We start from the raw sequence: 18,694 nt of genomic DNA, 5'->3' as shown, positions 1-18,694 counted from the left end.
AGACGTTACCGATGGGTAAGGGGTGCGTGGAATGCGGCTCGGCATCAACCTCGGCTACTGGGGCGCCGGCATGGACGGCGACAACCTCGCCGTCGCCCAGGAGGCGGACCGCCTCGGCTACGACGTCTGCTGGGCCGCGGAGGCGTACGGCTCCGACGCGCCCACCGTCCTCGCCTGGGTCGCGGCGAAGACCGAGCGGATCGACGTCGGCTCCGCGATCATGCAGATCCCGGCCCGGCAGCCCGCCATGACGGCGATGACCGCCGCCACCCTCGACTCGCTGACCGGCGGCCGCTTCCGCCTCGGTCTCGGCGTCTCGGGACCGCAGGTCTCCGAGGGCTGGTACGGCGTGAAGTTCGACAAGCCGCTCGCCCGGACCCGCGAGTACGTCGAGATCGTCCGCAAGGCCATGACCCGCGAGCGCCTCAGCTACGACGGCGAGCACTGGACCCTGCCGCTCCCCGGCGGCCCCGGCAAGCCCATCAAGCTGACCGTCCACCCGCAGCGCGAGCACATCCCGCTCTACATCGCGGCGATCGGGCCGAAGAACCTGGAGCAGACCGGCGAGATCGCCGACGGCGCGCTGCTGATCTTCCCCTCCGCCGACCACCTGGAGGAGACCGCGCTCCGCCACCTGCGGGCGGGCCGCGAGAAGGCCGGCCTGACCATGGACGGCTTCGACGTCTGCCCCACCCTGCCGCTGGCGCTCGGGGAGGACGTGAACGCCCTCGCCGACGTGTTCCGCCCGTACACCGCGCTGTACGTCGGCGGTATGGGCAGCCGCAAGCAGAACTTCTACAACCAGCTCGCGCAGCGGATGGGGTACGAGAAGGAGGCCGCCGAGATCCAGGACAAGTACCTGGCCGGCGACAAGACCGGGGCCGCGGCCGCCGTGCCGCACTCGCTGATCGACCAGACCGCCCTGCTCGGTTCCGTCGAGCGGATCGCCGAGCGGATGACGGCGTACGCCGAGGCGGGCGTCACCACCCTCACCCTCGCCCCGGCCGGTTTCACCCTCGACGAGCGGCTCGCGGCCCTGCGGGCGGGCGTCGAGGCGATGGAGCACGCGGGCCTGGCGTAACGCCGGGGCCGCGCCCGGACCGCGAGCCGGGGCCGCACCCGGACCAGGTACGGCTCCCCGGTCCGGGACTCCGGCGGACGGAGTCCGGCGCAGGCGCTCGAAGCCCGCGAGGCCCCAGGGCCTCAGGGTGCGAGAGCGCCGTCAAGGAGGAGAAGTCTGCGGCCGTGGTGGGGGCTCGGGGGGTCTTCCCCGCCACGGCCGTCATGCAGCACAACGCCTTCGCGGGGCCCCCGGTTACGCCTCCGGGGCTCACTCTTTCGGCCGAGCCGTCGGCCCCTGCTGTTGCCCGTCGTGCGGGACCGGACTTGACTCGTTCTTCCCGGACGTACCGGAGTGCGGGCGTCCGCACGGAGGTGGCGGCGATGCTCACGGCCAAGGGCCTGTTCCAGGAAATCATCGACAACGACGAGTCGTTCCGGCTCTTCTGTTCCATCGCCGCGAGCGGCGAGGCCCAGGGCGGCTGGGAGAACGCCCGGATCGCGGCCCTCGTCGCGCCCGGGATGCGGGACCTCACACCCAAGATCACCCGACACGGCGCCGACGAGGAAAAGCACGGCCGGATCTTCAACGCGTTGATGAGGAAGCGCGGCCTCGAACCCGTCCCGGTGCCTCCCGACACCGACTACACGATGCTGCTCGAAGAGCGCGGCATCGGCCTCGCGCACGACAAGCTCCGCCGCGACGAGCCGCTGACCGAGGAGGACGTGGTCGTCTACCTCGCGCACAGCAGGGTCACCGAGGAGCGCGCCGCCGAGCAGATGCAGCTCCTGGTGAAGCACTTCGGGGACCATCCGGAACTCGGCAAGGCGATCCGGATGATCTGCAACGACGAGGACAACCACCTCGCCTACTGCCACGAGGAGCTGCTCCGGCTCGCCCGCGCGGGCCACGGCCGGCTCATCCAGCGGACCCTGCGCGAGTCGGCGCTGGCCGAGATCCGGGTCTACCGGGACGTCAGCCTCGCGGTGATGCGGCACATGGGCCGGATCCTGGAGTGGCCCAGGGCGAAGTCGGCCGTCCTCGCCGCCGGGATCCACGGCGTGTACGCGTACGACCGGGCGGCCGGCTGGCACCGGATGGTCGGCCTGCGGATGCCGGAGCGGCTGGACGCCCTCGGCGGCCCCCCGGTCCCCGCGCCCGCCTTCTGAGCCCGCCGCGCGTCACATCCAGCCGCGGCGCTTGAAGAGCCGGTACAGCGTGACGACGATGCCTGTCATCACGACGATCACGACCGGGTAGGACCCCACCCACCGCAGCTCGGGCATGTGGTCGAAGTTCATCCCGTAGATCCCGGCGACCATCGTCGGGACCGCGGCCATGGCGGCCCACGCGGAGATCTTCCGCATGTCGTCGTTCTGCCGCACGCCCATCTGCGCGAGATGGGCCGACAGCACGTCGGAGAGCAGCCGGTCGAGGCCTTCCACCTGTTCGTTGGAGCGCAGCAGGTGGTCGTTGACGTCACGGAAGAAGGGCTGCGCCTCCTCGTTCACGAAGGGCACCGCGCCGGCCGTCAGCCGGGACATCGGCCCGGCCAGCGGACCGCTGGCCCGGCGGAACTCGAGGACCTGCCGCTTGGCCGTGTAGATCCGCTCGGCGGTGTTCGACGGATTGCCCCCGGAAGGTGCGAAGACGTCGGCCTCCAGCTCCTCCAGGTCCACCTGGAGCTCGCCCGTCACGTCCAGGTAGTGGTCCACGATCGCGTCGCTCACCGCGTACAGCACGGCCGTGGGCCCGTGCTTCAGGACCTCCGGGTCGGCCTCCAGGCGCTTGCGCACCGCCATCAGGGGCGCGCCCTCGCCGTGCCGGACCGTGACCACGAACGAGTCGCCCATGAAGATCATCAGCTCGCCGGACGAGACCCGGTCGCTCTCCGGCTCGTACACGACCGGCTTGAGCACCACGAACAGCGAGTCGTCGTAGACCTCCAGCTTGGGTCGCTGGTGGGCCTTCAGCGCGTCCTCGACGGCCAGTGGATGCAGCGCGAACTCCGAGGCCACGTGGTCGAACTCGGCCTCCGTGGGCTCGTGCAGACCCACCCACAGGAAGGCGTCCCCGGTCGCCCGGGCCAGGTCCAGGGCGTCGGAGAGGTCGGCGGGTCCGTCCGTGCGGCGCCCGTCGCGGTAGATGGCAGAGTCCACGATCACGCGGCGCATTCTCCCCCGAACGGCCCCGGCACGCACGCGTGCGGCGGCTCCCGGTGGGCCGGAGCCCGGCCGGAGCGGCGGGGCGCCCCCGTAGGCTGGCCCGCATGGCCACGCTGATCCTCGTCCGGCACGGACGCTCCACCGCCAACACCTCCGGGGTCCTCGCCGGGCGCACGCCCGGGATCGCGCTCGACGAGCGGGGGGCCGCGCAGGCCGCCGCCCTGCCGGGGCGCCTCGCGGGCGTCCCGCTCGCCGCCGCCGTCTCCAGCCCCCTCCAGCGCTGCCGGGAGACCCTGCGGCCGCTCCTGGACGCCCGCCCTGAGCTCCCCCTCCACGTCGAGGACCGGATCAACGAGTGCGACTACGGCGACTGGTCGGGCCGCAAGCTGGCCGAGCTCAACGACGAGCCCCTGATGGACGTCGTCCAGGGGCACGCCTCCGCCGCGGCCTTCCCCGGCGGCGAGTCGATGCGCGCCATGCAGAACCGGGCCGTCGAGGCCGTACGCGACTGGAACGCCCGGATCGAGGCCGAGCACGGCGAGGACGCCACGTACCTCATGTGCTCCCACGGGGACATCGTGAAGTCGGTCGTGGCCGACGCCCTCGGCCTCCACCTCGACCTCTTCCAGCGCGTCCACGTCGACCCCTGCTCGGTCACCGTCATCCGCTACACGCGCCTGCGTCCCTTCCTCCTCCGCCTCGGCGACACCGGGGACTTCGCCGGACTCGCCCCCCGCGAGCACCCCGACAGCAGTGGGACGGCGGAGGTCGGGGGTGGTGCGGGCGCGGCGTGATCCCCTTGCGCAGTAGGGTGGACGCGCCGCTGTAGTACGACCGTCGAGACGCAAGGGAGTCGGGAACGTGTCCCGTCAGGTGTTCCTCTACGACCCACCGGAGCGTTTCGTGGCCGGCACGGTCGGGCTGCCTGGCCGCCGTACCTTCTTCCTCCAGGCGTCCGCGGCCGGCCGCGTCACCAGCGTCGCCCTGGAGAAGACCCAGGTCGCCGCGCTGGCCGAGCGCATCGACGAGCTCCTCGACGAGGTCGTGCGCCGCACCGGGGGCAACGCCCCGGTCCCCGCGGTCGCCCCGGCCGAGATCGCCGACACCGCGCCGCTCGACGCCCCCGTCGAGGAGGAGTTCCGGGTCGGCACCATGGCGCTCGCCTGGGACGGCGAGGAGCAGCGGATGATCGTCGAGGCGCAGGCGCTCGTGGAGCTCGACGCGGACTCCGAGGAGGACCTCGCGGCGGCCGAGGAGCGGCTGCTCCAGGACGAGGAGAACGGCCCGCCGATGCTCCGGGTCCGCCTCAGCGGGGCCCAGGCCCGGGCCTTCGCCAAGCGGGCCCTGGACGTCGTCAACGCCGGCCGGCCGCCGTGCCCGCTGTGCAGTCTGCCGCTCGACCCCGAGGGGCACGTCTGCCCGCGCCAGAACGGATACCGCCGCGGAGCATGAGCAGCAGCCCTTCGACCCCGACGGACGCGGAGCTGCTCGCCCAGGGTGAGCTGACCGTGCGCGGCCGGGTCCGCGAGGCGTCCAACGCCGTGCTGTACTGCTCCGTCGCGTACGGGGGCCGCGAGGCGGCCTGCGTGTACAAGCCCGTCGCGGGGGAGCAGCCCCTGTGGGACTTCCCCGACGGGACCCTCGCCCAGCGCGAGGTCGCCGCGTACGAGCTCTCCGAGGCCACCGGCTGGGGGCTGATCCCGCCGACGGTGCTCCGCGACGGGCCGTACGGGGAGGGCATGGTCCAGCTGTGGATCGAGGCGGACCCCGGGGCGCGGCTGCTCGCCCTCACGGACGACGACGAGGCCGGCGAGGGCTGGAAGGCCGTGGGGCCCGCGCAGGTGGACGAGGACCGCACCGCGCTGCTCGTGCACGCGGACACCCCCGAGCTGCGGCGGCTGGCCGTCCTGGACGCCGTCATCAACAACGGCGACCGGAAGGGCGGGCACCTGCTGCCGGCGCCGGACGGGCGTCTGTACGGGATCGACCACGGCGTCACGTTCCACGTCGACGACAAGCTGCGGACCCTGCTGTGGGGCTGGGCGGGCGAGGAACTGCCCGAGGAGGCGGCCGGGGTGCTCGACGGCCTCGACCGCTCCCTGGCCCCGGGAGCGCCGCTCGCCGCCCGTCTGGCGGAACTGCTGACCGGCCCCGAGGTGGCGGCGGTACGCGCCCGCGTGGGGGCGCTGCGGGCGACCGGACGCCACCCGGAGCCCTCGGGGCAGTGGCCGGCGATCCCCTGGCCGCCGGTCTGAGCCCGGGCCGAACGGTTTCGGCCATGGTGCCGGAGCGGACGTGCACCCCTGGGGGGTATGCACGCAAGCCCCCGACCCGCAAGACCGCCTAATCGGTCAAGATCCCGGATCCGGTTCGTATCCGGAACACCTGTCCGGTTACGCTCGGGTCATGCATGCCTGGCCCGCTTCTGAGGTCCCCGCCCTTCCCGGCAAGGGCCGCGACCTCCGGATCCACGACACCGCGACCGGCGGACGAGTCACCCTCGCCCCCGGCCCCGTCGCCCGTATCTACGTCTGCGGCATCACGCCGTACGACGCGACCCACATGGGTCACGCGGCGACCTACAACGCGTTCGACCTCGTTCAGCGCGTGTGGCTCGACACCAAGCGGCAGGTGCACTACGTCCAGAACGTGACGGACGTGGACGACCCGCTCCTGGAGCGCGCGATCCGCGACGGCATCGACTGGGTCGGCCTCGCCGAGCGCGAGACCGCCCTGTTCCGCGAGGACATGACCGCCCTGCGGATGCTGCCCCCGCAGCACTACATCGGCGCCGTCGAGGCCATACCGGGCATCGTGCCGCTCGTCGAGCGCCTCCGGGACGCGGGCGCCGCGTACGAGCTGGACGGCGACGTCTACTTCTCCGTCGACGCCGACCCGCACTTCGGCGAGGTCTCGCACTACAGCGCCGAGCTCATGCGCCACCTCTCCGCCGAGCGCGGCGGCGACCCGGAGCGCCCCGGCAAGAAGAACCCGCTCGACCCGATGCTGTGGATGGCCGCCCGCGAGGGCGAGCCGAGCTGGGACGGCGGCAGCCTCGGCGCCGGGCGTCCGGGCTGGCACATCGAGTGCGTCGCCATCGCCCTCGACCACCTCGGCATGGGCTTCGACGTGCAGGGCGGCGGCTCCGACCTGATCTTCCCGCACCACGAGATGGGCGCCTCGCACGCCCAGACCCTCACCGGCGAGTACCCGATGGCCAAGGCGTACGTCCACGCCGGGATGGTCGCGCTCGACGGCGAGAAGATGTCCAAGTCCAAGGGCAACCTGGTCTTCGTCTCCAAGCTGCGCAGGGACGGCGTCGACCCGGCCGCGATCCGGCTCGCGCTCCTCTCCCACCGCTACCGCGACGACTGGGAGTGGACCGACCAGGTCCTCCAGGACGCCGTGGAGCGCCTCGGCCGCTGGCGCGCCGCCGTGTCCCGGCCCGACGGCACGCCCGCCGACGCCCTGGTCGAGGAGCTCCGCGAGGCGCTCTCGGACGACCTCGACACCCCCACGGCGCTCGCCGCGGTGGACCGCTGGGCCGCGCTCCAGACGGCCGAGGGCGGCGACGACGAATCCGCCCCCGGGCTCGTCTCCCGCGCGGTCGACGCGCTCCTGGGTGTCGCCCTGTAGCAGCCGCCCGTTCCAACTCGCTTGTCCGGAACCGCCCTTGGACTTCTTCAGGAAGTTCGGGGGCGGTTCCTTTTTGTCCTGTCGCGATGCTCGAATCTGCGCTAAATAGGCTCCATGCAATCATCAATGCGCATGAGAGCTGCAGTCGTCGGTGCACTCCTCGGGTTCGTCGCCACCCTCGCGGGACCCGGTGCCACCGCCACGGCCGATCCGTCCGACACCACCGTCGGCGACGTCACCGGCTTCGCCGCCGACGGGCCCGTCTACCGGCTGACCGCCGGCCACGCCGAGGCCCGCGTGTCCTTCGTCACCGCCGACACCTTCCGCATCGAACTCGCCCCCGACGGCAAGTTCACCGACCCCACCGGCACCGACATCACCCTGCCCCAGGGCCCGGCGCCGGCCACCACCTGGCGCGACCTCGGCGACCGGTACGAACTCGGCACCGCCGACGTGACCCTGCGCGCCTACAAGGCGCCGCTCCGCTTCGCGGCCGTACGCGCCGACGGCACCCCCCTCTGGTCCGAGACCCAGGGCCTCACCTGGAACCAGGACCGCACCGTCCAGACCCTCGCCCGCGGCGCCGCGGAGCAGTTCTACGGCGCCGGCATGCAGAACGGCCGGGGCAACACCTCCCACCGCGGCAAGACGGTCGAGGTCGGCGTCGACTACAACTGGAACGACGGCGGCCACCCCAACTCCGTCCCGTTCTACCTCTCCTCCGCCGGCTACGGCGTCTACCGCAACACCTACGCCCCCAACACCTACGCCTTCACCGAGCCCGTCACCACCACCGCGAAGGAACGGCGCTTCGACGCCTACTACTTCACCGGCACCGGCGCCGACGCCGCCAAGGACGTCATCGGCCAGTACACCCGGCTCACCGGCAAGCCCTTCATGCCGCCCGTGTACGGCCTGGAGATCGGCGACGCCGACTGCTACCTCCACAACGCCAACCGCGGCGAGCGCCACACCCTCGACGCCCTGAAGGTCGCCGACGGCTACGTCGAGAACGACATGCCCAACGGCTGGATGCTCGTCAACGACGGCTACGGCTGCGGCTACGAGAACCTCGCCGAGGCCTCCACCGGACTCGGCGAGCGGGGCATGAAGCTCGGCCTGTGGACCGAGGACGGCCTCGACAAGCTCGCCGACCAGGTCAAGGCCGGCCAGCGGGTCGCCAAGCTCGACGTCGCCTGGGTCGGCGCGGGCTACAAGTTCGCCCTCGACGGCTGCAAGGACGCCCACGCCGGCATCGAGGCCAACAGCGACGCCCGCGGCTTCACCTGGGCCCCCGAGAGCTGGTCCGGAGCCCAGCGCTGCGGCGTCCAGTGGTCCGGGGACCAGTCCGGCAGCTGGGAGTACATCCGCTGGCAGATACCCACCTACGCCGGCGCGTCCATGTCCGGCCTCGCGTACACCACCGGAGACGTCGACGGCATCTTCGGCGGCAGCGCCAAGACGTACACCCGCGACCTCCAGTGGAAGACCTTCCTGCCCGTCACCATGACCATGGACGGCTGGGCGCCCACCGACAAGCAGCCCTTCCGCTACGGCGAGCCGTACACCACGATCAACCGCGCCTCCCTCAAGCTCCACGAGGCCCTGCTCCCGTACGTCTACAGCCACGCCCACCGGGCCACGAAGACCGGCGTCGGCCTCGCCAGGCCGCTGGCCCTCGAATACCCGGACGACCCCAAGGCCGCGGGCGACGCCGCGAAGTACGAGTTCCTCAGCGGCGAGGACTTCCTCGTCGCCCCCGTCTACCAGGACGCCGTCGAACGCGACGGCATCTACCTCCCCCGGGGCACCTGGATCGACTACTGGAACGGGCGCACCTACGAGGGCCCGGTCACGATCGACGACTACAGCGCGCCGCTCGACACCCTGCCCCTCTTCGTACGGGCCGGGGCGACCGTCCCGATGTGGCCCGGCGGCATCCGCTCGTACACCGACCGCGCCCCCGGAGACCCGCTCGCCTGGGACGTCTACCCCAAGGGCAGCTCCTCCTTCGAGCTGTACGAGGACGACGGCGTCACCCGCGAGCACCGCACCGGCCGGTACGCCACCCAGCGCGCCGAGGTCAGCGCCCCGAACGCCGGCCCCGGGGACGTCACCGTCCGCGTCGGCCCCAGCAACGGCAGCTACACCGGCAAGCCGGCCGCCCGGCCGTACGCCTTCACCGTCCACACCGGCGACGCCCCCGACGGCGTCCGGCTCGACGGGCGCAAGCTGCCCGGCCTCACCTCCCGCGCCGCCCTCGCCGCCGCCGCCGAGGGCTGGTGGTACGACCGCGACGAGCGCGGGGGAGTGGTCCGGGTCAAGACCAAGGCCCTGTCCACCGGCCGCGGCTTCGAACTGCGGCTGACCGCCACCAGCGCCGTCGGCGGCCCCGTACCGGGCGCCTCCGCCGTCCTGGCCGCACCCACCGGGCAGGAACTCGGCGCGGGCACCCCGGGCACGGTCGCCGTCGACGTCACGGCCGGCTCCCGGGACGCCACCGACGTCCGGGTCTCCCTGGACGTCCCGGCCGGCTGGCAGGTCACCCCGGCCGCGCCGCTCGCCCGCGTCCCGGCCGGCACCACCCGCCGGGTCGAGGTCGCCGTCACGCCCGCGGCGGACGCGAAGCCCGGCGAGGCCACCCTGACGGCGACCGCCCGCCACCGCGCCGCCGGCACCGACCGGACCGCCACCCAGCGGCTCGCGGTCGGCGTGATGCCCGCGCCGCCCACCGGCGACGCCTGGGCGAGCGACCTGGTGTGGCTGCGCTCCACGAACGGCTGGGGACCGCCCGAACGCGACCGTTCCAACGGCGAGTCCGGCGCCGCCGACGGGCGGACCCTCACCCTCGCGGGCACGGCCTACGAGAAGGGGATCGGCGCCCACGCCGACTCCGACATCGAGCTCTACCTGGGCGGCCGCTGCACCGCCCTGACGGCCGACGTCGGCATCGACGACGAGATCGACGGCTACGGGGAGGTGGCCTTCTCCGTCGAGGCCGACGGCCGGGTCCTGTGGACCTCGCCCCGGCTGACCGGAGCCTCCGCGACCCTGCCCGTGAACGTCGACGTGACCGGGGCGCGCCACCTCCGGCTGCGGATCACGGACACCAACGGGTCCAAGAGCGGCGACCACGGGGACTGGGCGGCGGCCCGTCTCCACTGTGGCTGATCTTCGCCTCGTACCCGCGAGATCCGGCCAAGTCCCGTGCGGAACAAGCGTGTTGTGATGGGCTGTGGGTGCCAATAGACCGTTTGTACGAAAGGGCACTCAGTGCAGCATCGCCTCGCACGCAGAGGATTCCTGGGAGCCGCCGCCGCCCTCGGCGCGGCGGCTCTCACCGGCCCGCTCGCCGCGGGCACGGCACAGGCGGCCGCACCCGGTGGGCGGTGGCCCACCGGGATACCGCTCCCGCTGGGCTTCCAGCCGGAGGGCATCGCCATCGGCCACAGCCCGTACGCCTACTTCGGCTCGCTCGGCAACGGCGCCGTCCACCGGGCCTCACTGGCCACCGGCGAGGGCAGGATCGTCCACCAGGGCCTCGGCGACGGGCACTCCACCGTCGGCCTCAAGATCGACCGGGCCGAACGGCGGCTCTTCCTCTCCGGCGGCTGGAGCCGGGAGATCCGGGTCGTCGACGCCCGCTCCGGTGCGCTCCTGCGCAACTTCACCGGCCTCGGCGCCGACACCACCATGGTCAACGACGTCGTCCTCACCCCCGGCGCCGCCTGGTTCACCGACTCCTTCCAGCCCCAGCTCTACCGCCTCGACCTCGACCGCACCGGCGAACCCGGCCGCGAGGTGACCACCGTCCCGCTCGGCGGCGACTGGACGCAGGGCGCCGACTTCACCGCCAACGGCATCGAGCGCACCCCCGACGGCCGGGCCCTGCTCGTGGTCAACGTCTTCCGTGACGGCGGCACGCTCCTGCGCGTCGACCCGCGCACCGGCACCGCCCGCGCCGTCGACCTCGGCGACCTGCGGATCCCGCACGGGGACGGCCTGCTGCTCCTCGGCCGCGACCTGTACGTCGTCCAGCAGGCGATCAACCAGATCGACGTGGTCCGGCTCGACGCGACCGGCTCGCGCGGCACCGCCATCGCCCGGATCACCGACCCGGAGCGGTTCCGCGTCCCCACCACCGCCGCGGCCTGGGGCGACCGGATCTACCTGCCCAACGCCCGGTTCGGCCTGGACCCGGACCCCACCACCGTCGCCTACGACGCGGTGTCCGTGCCGCGCGTCTGATCCGCGGTCGGGACCGAACGGGCCCGGAAAGCCGGACGGGAGGGGCGGCCGCGCCACCCCTCCCGTTCCGGTCACTCCTCGGCGTCGCCGCCCGCGCCCTCGACGGGCGGCTCGGGCTCGGCCCCCGGGCCCTTCGCCGGCTCGGCGCCGGACTCCCCGCCCGGCCCGCCGGCCGCCTCCGCGGGCGGCTCGGCGTCCGGCCGCGGCGCGGGATCCGGCTGCTCCGCGCCCGGTACGGCCTCCGGCCCCGGCTGCTCCGGCTTCGGCGGCCGCGTCCGGCCGCTGCCGGCGTCCCGCAGGAACGGCGAGTCGCCGCCGTCCGTCGCCACGCCGGGACCCGGACCGGTGCCGGGCTCGCGCCGCCGCAGGTACCGCTCGAACTCGCGGGCGATGGCCTCGCCCGAGGCCTCCGGCAGCTCCGCCGTGTCCCGCGCCTCCTCCAGGGTCTGCACGTACTCGGCGACCTCGCTGTCCTCGGCCGCCAGCTGGTCCACGCCCAGCTGCCAGGCCCGCGCGTCCTCGGGCAGCTCGCCCAGCGGGATGCGCAGCCCGATCAGGTCCTCCAGGCGGTTGAGGAGCGCCAGGGTCGCCTTCGGGTTCGGCGGCTGCGACACGTAGTGCGGCACCGCCGCCCACAGGCTCACCGCCGGCACGCCCGCGTGCGTGCACGCCTCCTGGAGGATGCCGACGATGCCCGTCGGGCCCTCGTACCGGGTCTCCTCCAGGTCCATCGTCCGCGCCAGGTCCGGGTCGGAGGTGACCCCGCTGACCGGGACCGGCCGGGTGTGCGGGGTGTCGCCGAGCAGCGCGCCCAGGATCACCACCATCTCCACGCCCAGCTCGTGGGCGAAGGCGAGCAGCTCGTTGCAGAAGGAGCGCCAGCGCATCGAGGGCTCGATCCCGCGGACCAGCACCAGGTCGCGGGGCTTGTCGCCGCCGACCCGGACCACGGAGAGCCGGGTCGTCGGCCAGGTGATCTTCCGGACACCGTTGTCCAGGAAGACCGTGGGCCGGTTGACCTGGAAGTCGTAGTAGTCCTCGGCGTCGAGCGCCGCGAAGACCTCGCCCTTCCATTCCCGGTCCAGGTGGGCGACCGCGGTGGAGGCGGCGTCGCCGGCGTCGTTCCAGCCTTCGAACGCGGCCACCATGACCGGGTCGATCAGCTCGGGTACCCCCTCGAGCTCGATCACCCAGCGCCTCCTTTTCGAAGTTCCTGTCGTACGGACCAACCTTACGGCTTTCCGGCGACCCGTCCGCAGCCCCCGGACATCCCCGAAAACCCGTGCGGCCTTGATCGACTACCCAGGAACTCCCCTCCGCACACGGCGGTCCCGCACCTCCCCTCACTCCTCCCAGAGGGGGCTCGGAGCCTCCCTCCGCACCACCGGCGCGATCTCCTCCGCGAAGCGCTGGAGCGTCTCGGCCTGCTCGGCCGTCGACTGGCCGAAGGCGTCGACCGTCACCGACTGCAGGTCGTGCCGGTAGTGCGCGTGGAAGCCGAGGATCTTGTCGATGATCTGCTGCGGCGAGCCGATCAGCTGGGGACCGCCCGCGACGGCGTCCTCGATCGTGCGGAACGGCGTGTTGTACCCGGCCCTCCCCTCCAGGTGCGGCCGGAAGCTCTGCCGGACCTTCGCCTCGTACAGGTCCTTGTGGCGGGAGACCGCCTGCTCGGGGGTGTCCGCGATGAGCAGGCCGCCGGAACCGGCCGCCACGCGCGCGTGCGCCGGGTCGTGGCCGTACTCCTCGAACTTCTCGCGGTAGTGGGCGATGAGCTTCGCGTACGCCTCGCGCGGCTGGATCGCGTTGGCGGTGAAGAGCGGATCGCCGTGCTTCGCCGCGAGCTCGGGGGAGTTCAGGCTGGTGGCCGAGCCGTGCCAGATCCGGGGCGCGCCGTCGTACGGGCGGGGGATCGTGGTGACGTTCTTCAGCGGGGGACGGAACTCGCCCTCCCAGTCGACGCCCTCCTCCGTCCAGAGCCGGCGGAGGAGCTCGTACTTCTCCTTCTGGAGGTCCCACTGCCGCTCCTCGTCCAGGCCGAAGAGGTCGAAGTGCCCGGCCTCCGCGCCCTTGCCGACGACCAGTTCGAGCCGGCCGCGGGACAACTGGTCGAGCGTGGCGAAGTCCTCGGCGACCCGGACGGGGTCGAGGACCGCGACCACCGTGACGCCGGTGAGCAGCCTGATCCGGGTGGTGCGCGCGGCGAGCGCGGCGAGCAGGACGGTCGGGGCCGAGGAGAGGAACGGGCCCGCGTGCCGCTCCCCGACCGCGTACGCGTCGAAGCCGAGGCGCTCGGCGGTCTCGCCGAGCGCGACGACCTGCTCCAACCGGTCTGCGGCGGTGGTCAGTTCGCCGGTGAGCGGGTGGGGTGAGTGGGGGACGATCGAGAGCACCTGAAACTTCATGCCCCCACTCTGCGCGCCGAGTGTTGCGGCCGTGCGGACGGCGCGTGGCACGCCGCGGGGGCGACCCCTCGAAGAGGAACCGCCCCCGGGTGTACGGGTGTTACTTGCCCAGCATCGACTCGACGCCGGCGCGGACCTCGTCCGTGGCCAGGCCCCGGATCGTCAGCGTCGTACGGCGGCGCAGGACGTCGTCCGCCGTCTCGGCCCACTCGTGGTCGCGGGCGTAGGCGACCTGCGCCCAGATCTCCGGCGCGTCCGGGTGGATCCGGCGGGCCAGGTCCGGGTTCTCGTTCGCCATGCGGGCGATCTCGAAGGACAGCGAGCCGTAGTGCGTCGCCAGGTGCTTGGCGGTGTCGGCGGCCATCCGGGGGCCGGGCGCCGGGCCGTCGACGAGCAGCCGGTGCGCGACCGCGTTCGGGTTGGCTATGCCGGGCAGCGGCAGCCGCTTCGGCAGCGCGGACACCGGCTCGTAGTCCTCGCCCAGCGGGTGGCCGGGGAGCTGCTCCAGCTTCTTCATGACCGTGCGGCCGATGTGGCGGAAGGTCGTCCACTTGCCGCCGGCGACCGACAGCATGCCGCCGCGGCCCTCGGTGACGACCGTCTCGCGCTTCGCCTTGGAGGTGTCGCCGGGACCGCCCGGGAGCACCCGCAGACCGGCGAAGGAGTAGGTGATGAGGTCGCGCGACAGCTGCTGGTCGCGGATGGAGAAGGCGGCCTCGTCCAGGATCTGGGCGGTGTCCTTCTCGGTGACCTCGACCTGGCCCGGGTCGCCCTCGTACTCCTCGTCGGTGGTGCCGAGGAGCAGCATGTCCTCCCAGGGGAGGGCGAAGGTGATGCGGTACTTGTCGATCGGGGTGGCCAGCGCGGCCTTCCACGGCGAGGTCCGCTTGAGGACCAGGTGCGCGCCCTTGGAGAGGCGGATGGAGGGGGCCGCGTTCGGGTCCTCCATCCTGCGCAGGTGGTCGACCCACGGGCCGGTCGCGTTGAGCACGAGGCGGGCGGTGACGCCGAACTCGTCGCCGCTGGTGCGGTCCTTGAGCTCGGCGCCGGTGACCCGGCCCCGGGTGAAGCGCAGTCCGGTCACCTCGGCGTGGTTGAGGACGGTGGCGCCGGCGTCGACCGCCGCGCGGACGGTCATCAGGGCCATCCGGGCGTCGTTCATCTGGTCGTCGCCGTAGACGGCCACGGCCTTCAGGTTGTCCGTCCGCAGCTCCGGCACGTCCTGCGCGGCCTTGGCGGGGGAGAGCAGGTGCCCGACGCCGTCGCCGAAGGCCGAGAGGGCGCTGTAGGCGAAGACGCCGGCGCCGAGCTTGGCCGCGCCGTGCGGGCCGCCCTTGTAGACGGGCAGGTAGAAGGTCAGGGGGTTGGCGAGGTGCGGTGCCACCTGGCGGGAGACCGCACGCCGCTCGAAGTGGTTCTCCGCGACCAGCTTCACCGCGCCGGTCTGCAGGTAGCGCAGGCCGCCGTGGAGGAGCTTCGAGGAGGCGGAGGAGGTGGCGCCGGCGAAGTCGCCGGCGTCCACCAGGGCCACCCGCAGGCCCGACTGCGCGGCGTGCCAGGCGGTGGAGATGCCCAGGATGCCACCGCCGATCACCAGGAGGTCGTACGTCGCCTTGGAAAGCTGGTCCCGGGTCTCGGCGCGGCTCGGCAGGGAGCCGGACGCCGGGTGCGTCCCGAGGGCAGGGACGCTCTGCAGGGTGGTCATGTCGTATTACTCCTCGTCCTCGATCCAGCCCATGGTCCGCTCGACGGCCTTGAGCCAGCTCTTGTACTCGCGGTCACGCTTGTCGGCGTCCATGCGAGGGGTCCATTCCGCGGCACGGCGCCAGTTGGCGCGCAGCGCGTCGGTGTCCGGCCAGAAGCCGACGGCCAGACCGGCGGCGTAGGCGGCACCGAGGCAGGTGGTCTCGGCGACCATCGGACGCACGACGGGCGCGTCCAGGAAGTCCGAGAGGGTCTGCATCAGCAGGTTGTTGGAGGTCATGCCGCCGTCGACCTTGAGCGCGGTCAGCTCGACGCCGGAGTCCTTCGTCATGGCGTCGGTGATCTCGCGGGTCTGCCAGGCGGTGGCCTCCAGGACGGCGCGGGCGATGTGCGCCTTGGTGACGTACCGGGTGAGGCCGGCGATCACACCGCGGGCGTCGGAGCGCCAGTACGGGGCGAACAGGCCGGAGAAGGCCGGCACGAAGTAGGCGCCGCCGTTGTCCTCGACCGAGGACGCGAGGGTCTCGATCTCGGCGGCGGACTTGATGAGGCCCATCTGGTCGCGCATCCACTGCACCAGCGAACCGGTGACGGCGATCGAGCCCTCCAGGGCGTAGACCGGCTTGGCGTCGCCGATCTGGTAGCCGACCGTGGTCAGCAGGCCGCTGTAGGAGTTGATGATCTTGTCGCCGGTGTTCATCAGCATGAACGTGCCGGTGCCGTACGTGGACTTGGCCTCGCCCTCGGCGAAACAGGTCTGGCCGAACAGGGCCGCCTGCTGGTCGCCCAGCGCGGAGGCGACCGGGATGCCGTCCAGGACGCCGCCCTTGACCTGGCCGTAGACCTCGGCGGACGAGCGGATCTCGGGCAGCACGGCCGCCGGGATCTCCATGGACTGGAGGATCTTGTCGTCCCACTCCATGGTGTGCAGGTTCATCAGCATGGTGCGCGAGGCGTTGGTGACGTCCGTGACGTGGACGCCGCCGTCGACGCCGCCGGTCAGGTTCCAGATGACCCAGGAGTCCATGGTGCCGAAGAGGATCTCGCCGCGCTCGGCGCGCTCGCGGAGCCCCTCGACGTTGTCGAGCAGCCAGCGGACCTTCGGGCCGGAGAAGTACGAGGCGAGCGGGAGGCCGGTCTCGCGGCGGAAGCGGTCCTGGCCGACGTTGCGGCCGAGTTCCTTGCAGAGCGCGTCGGTGCGGGTGTCCTGCCAGACGAGGGCGTTGTGGACGGGCTCGCCGGTGTTCCTGTCCCAGAGCAGCGTGGTCTCGCGCTGGTTGGTGATGCCGATGGCCTTGACGTCGGAGGCGGCGATGCCGCCCTTCGTCAGGGCGCCGGCGACGACCTCCTGGACGTTGGTCCAGATCTCGGCGGCGTCGTGCTCCACCCAGCCCGGCTTCGGGAAGATCTGCTCGTGCTCCTTCTGGTCGACCGAGACGATCCGGCCGTCCTTGTCGAAGACGATGCAGCGGGAGGAGGTGGTGCCCTGGTCGATGGCCGCGATGAACGGGCCGGAGGTGTGTGCGTCGGTCACGGTGTGCTCCAAGGGGGTCTGGAAGAAGGACGGCTCAGGCGAACGCGATGTTGTAGATACCCGCGGCGATGGCGCCACCGATCAGCGGACCGACGACCGGGATCCAGGAGTAGCCCCAGTCGGAGGTGCCCTTGTGCGGCAGCGGGAGCAGGGCGTGCACGATGCGCGGGCCGAGGTCACGGGCCGGGTTGATCGCGTAACCGGTCGGGCCGCCGAGCGAGAGGCCGATGGAGACCACGACGAACGAGGTGATCAGGGCGCCTATGACGCCGAGGCCCTTGCCGCTGTCGTTGAGGCCCTGGGTGAGCACGGCCAGGACGAGCACGACGGTGCCGATGATCTCGGTGGCCAGGTTCTGCCAGGTGTTCCGGATCTCGGGGCCGGTGGAGAAGATGCCGAGCACCGGGCCGGGGCCCTCGATCGGCTTCCTGCCGGAGGCCTCGGGGTCGGCGAGGTGCGCCTGGAACTGGCCGTAGTAGGCCACCCAGACGAGCGCCGCACCGATCATGGCGCCGAGCATCTGGCCCGCGATGTAGACGGGGACGTTGCCCCACTCGCCGTCCTTGATCGCGATTCCGACCGTGACGGCGGGGTTCAGATGGGCGCCCGAGAGGGAAGCCGTCATGTAGACGGCCGTCATGACGGCGAAGCCCCACCCGAAGGTGATCGCGAGCCAGCCCGCGTTGCGGGCCTTGGAGCCCTTGAGCGTCACGGCGGCGCACACGCCGCCGCCGAGCAGAATGAGTACGGCGGTACCGATGGTCTCGCCGAGGAAGATGTCGGAGCTGGACACCCGCGACTCCTTTGTCCTTCGTCCAGGGGAAGGCGAACCCCGGGTCCCTCCGGTGGTCCGCGCCCTCGTGTTGAGGGCGTTACGGCCCTTGGCGCTGCCACACTCTAGCGCGTATTGCCGTTAGGTGTTCGGCATTGCCGACCGATGAACGGAAGTTTTGCCCCCGGGTTAACAGCGCGTCAAGGGTCCGGGGAACGAAAAACCCGCCGATAACGCGATCGTTACCGACGGGTTCAGTCGTGTTCGGGTGTGGTGGGAGCGCGTGCCTCCCGGGCGCGTCAGAAGCGGCCGGCCCCCAGGTCCCGCGACACCGCACGGGCGCAGTCCCGCACCGCCGCCACCAGCTCGGGGCGCAGCTCCCCGCCCGGGCAGAGCCGCTCCACGGCGCCCGTCACGGCCACCGCGCCCACCGGCATCCGCCGGCGGTCGTGGATCGGCGCCGCCACCGAGGCCACGCCCTCCCAGGTCTCCTCGGCGTCCGCGGCCCAGCCGCGGGCCCGCACCAGGTCGAGCAGCTCCTCGAACTCCCCGGTCTCCGTGGTCGTCCGCGGCGTGAACGCCTCCCGCTCGACCTCCAGCACCTCGCTGTGCGCCACCGGGTCGTACGCCGAGAGGACCTTGCCGAGCGCCGTGGAGTGCAGCGGCTGCATGGCCCCCACCTCCAGGACCTGGCGGCTGTCGTCCGGCCGGAAGACGTGGTGCACGATCAGGACGCCGCGCTGGTGCAGCACCCCCAGGTGGACGCTCTCGCCGCTGGACCGTGCCAGGTCGTCCGTCCAGACCAGGGCTCGCGCCCGCAGTTCGTGCACGTCCAGATAGCTGTTGCCGAGCCGCAGCAGCTCGGCGCCCAGCTGGTAGCGGCCGGAGGCCGGCTCCTGCTCCACGAAGCCCTCCGCCTGGAGGGTGCGCAGGATGCCGTGCGCCGTTCCCTTGGCCAGCCCCAGTGAGGACGCGATGTCGGACAGTCCGAGCCGGCGCTCGCCGCCCGCGAGCAGTCGCAGCATGGCCGCCGCCCGTTCAAGCGACTGGATGTTCTTCGCCATCGCCCGGCCCCTTATCCCTCTCACGCTGTTCGACAATGCTGAACACTATCGGTCGATGCCGACCTTGCGTTACACCTGACAGTGTCGGACAAGAACGGGTCGGACC

The 18,694-nt window shown here is 72.4% G+C and carries 15 protein-coding genes; 8 read left to right on the top strand and 7 right to left on the bottom strand.

Translation table 11 applies throughout. The features are described from left to right. The first annotated feature begins 31 nt into the window (after positions 1 to 31). Together ACIQFX_RS18660 and ACIQFX_RS18655 are read left to right on the top strand one after the other, a co-directional pair. A complete protein-coding gene (locus tag ACIQFX_RS18660; protein WP_402464340.1) occupies positions 32 to 1,081 on the top strand; it encodes an LLM class F420-dependent oxidoreductase in 1,050 nt (349 codons plus the stop codon). 362 nt (positions 1,082 to 1,443) lie between these two features. After that, positions 1,444 to 2,229 (top strand): ferritin-like domain-containing protein, encoded by a 786-nt coding sequence (locus ACIQFX_RS18655; RefSeq protein ID WP_402464337.1) that lies wholly within the window; start codon positions 1,444 to 1,446, stop codon positions 2,227 to 2,229. A 12-nt stretch (positions 2,230 to 2,241) separates the two neighbouring features. On the opposite strand, the gene ACIQFX_RS18650 is transcribed toward ACIQFX_RS18655, so the two are convergent. Beyond that, positions 2,242 to 3,234, bottom strand: coding sequence for a magnesium and cobalt transport protein CorA (locus ACIQFX_RS18650; protein ID WP_402464335.1), 993 nt, complete (start codon positions 3,232 to 3,234; stop codon positions 2,242 to 2,244). Between the two features lie 95 nt (positions 3,235 to 3,329). Between ACIQFX_RS18650 and ACIQFX_RS18645 the strand changes: the two genes are divergently transcribed. The 6 genes from ACIQFX_RS18645 (at position 3,330) to ACIQFX_RS18620 (ending at position 11,109) form a co-directional block, all read left to right on the top strand. After that, the gene (locus ACIQFX_RS18645) at positions 3,330 to 4,019 is read left to right on the top strand and encodes a histidine phosphatase family protein (RefSeq protein ID WP_402464333.1); all 690 of its coding nucleotides are present in this window, start codon (positions 3,330 to 3,332) and stop codon (positions 4,017 to 4,019) included. A 67-nt stretch (positions 4,020 to 4,086) separates the two neighbouring features. Then, positions 4,087 to 4,677 carry a DUF3090 domain-containing protein gene (locus ACIQFX_RS18640; RefSeq protein WP_402464331.1) on the top strand — a complete coding sequence of 197 codons (591 nt, stop codon included), beginning with the start codon at positions 4,087 to 4,089 and terminating at the stop codon, positions 4,675 to 4,677. Next, positions 4,674 to 5,480: an SCO1664 family protein gene (locus tag ACIQFX_RS18635; RefSeq protein WP_402464329.1), complete on the top strand. Its 807-nt coding sequence runs from the start codon at positions 4,674 to 4,676 to the stop codon at positions 5,478 to 5,480. Before ACIQFX_RS18640 ends, ACIQFX_RS18635 begins: the two co-directional genes overlap by 4 nt. Before the next feature lie 151 nt (positions 5,481 to 5,631). Next, entirely contained in the window at positions 5,632 to 6,861 is a 1,230-nt protein-coding gene (gene mshC, locus ACIQFX_RS18630; protein ID WP_402464327.1) for a cysteine--1-D-myo-inosityl 2-amino-2-deoxy-alpha-D-glucopyranoside ligase, read from the top strand. A gap of 114 nt (positions 6,862 to 6,975) precedes the next feature. Beyond that, entirely contained in the window at positions 6,976 to 10,032 is a 3,057-nt protein-coding gene (locus tag ACIQFX_RS18625) for an NPCBM/NEW2 domain-containing protein (RefSeq protein WP_402464325.1), read from the top strand. A 102-nt stretch (positions 10,033 to 10,134) separates the two neighbouring features. Further along, positions 10,135 to 11,109 carry a superoxide dismutase gene (locus ACIQFX_RS18620; RefSeq protein ID WP_402464323.1) on the top strand — a complete coding sequence of 325 codons (975 nt, stop codon included), beginning with the start codon at positions 10,135 to 10,137 and terminating at the stop codon, positions 11,107 to 11,109. Positions 11,110 to 11,180: 71 nt separating this feature from the next. Here ACIQFX_RS18620 and ACIQFX_RS18615 read toward each other — a convergent pair whose 3' ends face one another. The 6 genes from ACIQFX_RS18615 to ACIQFX_RS18590 form a co-directional block, all read right to left on the bottom strand. Then, positions 11,181 to 12,299 (bottom strand): PAC2 family protein, encoded by a 1,119-nt coding sequence (locus ACIQFX_RS18615; protein WP_402464321.1) that lies wholly within the window; start codon positions 12,297 to 12,299, stop codon positions 11,181 to 11,183. A gap of 153 nt (positions 12,300 to 12,452) precedes the next feature. Beyond that, positions 12,453 to 13,514: an LLM class flavin-dependent oxidoreductase gene (locus tag ACIQFX_RS18610; protein WP_402464319.1), complete on the bottom strand. Its 1,062-nt coding sequence runs from the start codon at positions 13,512 to 13,514 to the stop codon at positions 12,453 to 12,455. Positions 13,515 to 13,614: 100 nt separating this feature from the next. Next, positions 13,615 to 15,219, bottom strand: a complete 1,605-nt coding sequence (locus tag ACIQFX_RS18605; protein ID WP_402464317.1) for an FAD-dependent oxidoreductase — start codon at positions 15,217 to 15,219, stop codon at positions 13,615 to 13,617. A gap of 6 nt (positions 15,220 to 15,225) precedes the next feature. Beyond that, positions 15,226 to 16,752 (bottom strand): glycerol kinase GlpK, encoded by a 1,527-nt coding sequence (gene glpK, locus ACIQFX_RS18600; RefSeq protein ID WP_402464314.1) that lies wholly within the window; start codon positions 16,750 to 16,752, stop codon positions 15,226 to 15,228. A gap of 34 nt (positions 16,753 to 16,786) precedes the next feature. Further along, entirely contained in the window at positions 16,787 to 17,545 is a 759-nt protein-coding gene (locus ACIQFX_RS18595; RefSeq protein WP_402464311.1) for an MIP/aquaporin family protein, read from the bottom strand. Between the two features lie 278 nt (positions 17,546 to 17,823). Next, positions 17,824 to 18,588: an IclR family transcriptional regulator gene (locus ACIQFX_RS18590; protein WP_402464309.1), complete on the bottom strand. Its 765-nt coding sequence runs from the start codon at positions 18,586 to 18,588 to the stop codon at positions 17,824 to 17,826. Positions 18,589 to 18,694: the final 106 nt, after the last annotated feature.

Origin of the sequence: Streptomyces sp. NPDC093089 (assembly GCF_044754405.1) — a bacterium.
Taxonomy (GTDB): Bacteria; Actinomycetota; Actinomycetes; order Streptomycetales; family Streptomycetaceae; genus Streptomyces.
This window is presented reverse-complemented; position numbering and strand designations above follow the sequence as displayed.

Bases quoted from the DNA above. Each gene is read 5' to 3' on its own strand.
- ACIQFX_RS18610 (WP_402464319.1), bottom strand. From the start codon at position 13,514: ATGAAGTTTCAGGTGCTCTCGATCGTCCCCCACTCACCCCACCCGCTC.
- ACIQFX_RS18645 (WP_402464333.1), top strand. From the start codon at position 3,330: ATGGCCACGCTGATCCTCGTCCGGCACGGACGCTCCACCGCCAACACC.
- ACIQFX_RS18660 (WP_402464340.1), top strand. From the start codon at position 32: ATGCGGCTCGGCATCAACCTCGGCTACTGGGGCGCCGGCATGGACGGC.
- ACIQFX_RS18590 (WP_402464309.1), bottom strand. From the start codon at position 18,588: ATGGCGAAGAACATCCAGTCGCTTGAACGGGCGGCGGCCATGCTGCGA.
- ACIQFX_RS18625 (WP_402464325.1), top strand. From the start codon at position 6,976: ATGCAATCATCAATGCGCATGAGAGCTGCAGTCGTCGGTGCACTCCTC.
- ACIQFX_RS18635 (WP_402464329.1), top strand. From the start codon at position 4,674: ATGAGCAGCAGCCCTTCGACCCCGACGGACGCGGAGCTGCTCGCCCAG.
- ACIQFX_RS18605 (WP_402464317.1), bottom strand. From the start codon at position 15,219: ATGACCACCCTGCAGAGCGTCCCTGCCCTCGGGACGCACCCGGCGTCC.
- ACIQFX_RS18655 (WP_402464337.1), top strand. From the start codon at position 1,444: ATGCTCACGGCCAAGGGCCTGTTCCAGGAAATCATCGACAACGACGAG.
- mshC (WP_402464327.1), top strand. From the start codon at position 5,632: ATGCATGCCTGGCCCGCTTCTGAGGTCCCCGCCCTTCCCGGCAAGGGC.
- ACIQFX_RS18650 (WP_402464335.1), bottom strand. From the start codon at position 3,234: ATGCGCCGCGTGATCGTGGACTCTGCCATCTACCGCGACGGGCGCCGC.